Below are 1,037 nucleotides of genomic sequence, written 5' to 3'. Positions count from 1 at the left end.
CATAAATATAATATAAAAACAATGCGGTTCTAAGGCAATTAACTATCTGCTTCTATGACCTACAGGAATTTGACAATAATGAAGAAATTTCTTATAAAAAGCCTGAAAACACAGGTGTATTCACTTATCAAAAGCTTTTGAGTCCGCGTTTCAAAGCCTAGGTAATCGAGCAAAAGCAAAGATGCTCTCTGTACCGGAACGCACTGCTCTATAGTTCTGGAAAAGTTTGCGCTGATAAATCGGAAGGGGGTATTTTTAAACTGGAATATCCAGCTAGCCTTGCAAGGGAGCAAAATGCTTGCGTTTCTTTTTCATAATTATAAAACAATACGAGGTGGATTTTATCCACCCCGAAATTAAGCTTATTTTATGTGTAAATACAAAGAGCAAATTGCTATATTGCAATCCTTATTAGCCATTTGCAGTTATTACAATGCGAAAGGGCTTTATCCATCCATTAGATTGCATTGCAGCACAATAATTGTTCCCAAAACCAATAGCAAAATTATCATAGTTTCCCCAGTCAAAATCGTATGTATCTGTAATTTTAAATGCTACAGAATAACCGCCAGATGATTTTTTTGTGAATGTAGCAGAATAATCCACATTATGTAATGCAGTATAAGCATCGAGACTTGAATTAGACGTTGTATAGGCAAAACTTCCAGATATTGTCCCGGAAGACTTGTTAGGAACAAGAATTTGTTGTTCAAATTTTGGATAGATTTCATCTGTGAAAGCTTGATTCTGGGTCAATTCGTTTGCCCAGGAATCACCTTTATGATAAATAGTTGATGGAGTCCAAGAGGTATATACTTTATCCATTGGAACTATTGCATGATCCATATAGTCAGCAGTATGAGTTGCTCCTCTTAATCTTACAAGGCTAATGCCAGCAGAATAATCTCCCATTGCGGAGATATATAAATCTTCCCATGCAGCATTAAAGCTTGGTGTACTAGCCATTAATTCTTTTTGCTTTTGAATCGCATCATTTAATGATTTTTCAGACAATACATCTAATTCATGTAAAGAAT

Annotated in this window: 1 protein-coding gene; it reads right to left on the bottom strand. The window is 35.2% G+C overall.

All coding sequences use genetic code 11. The annotated features are described in order from the left end of the window. Positions 1-411 precede the first annotated feature (411 nt). Positions 412-1,037 (bottom strand): hypothetical protein (locus JQM82_RS15790; protein ID WP_235251370.1); only part of this gene is annotated, 626 nt, incomplete at its 5' end.

The organism is Faecalicatena contorta, assembly GCF_021531995.1.
GTDB lineage: Bacteria > Bacillota > Clostridia > Lachnospirales > Lachnospiraceae > Dorea_A > Dorea_A contorta_A.
Note: the sequence above shows the minus strand (reverse complement) of the source record. Positions and strands in the feature narration are given on the sequence as shown.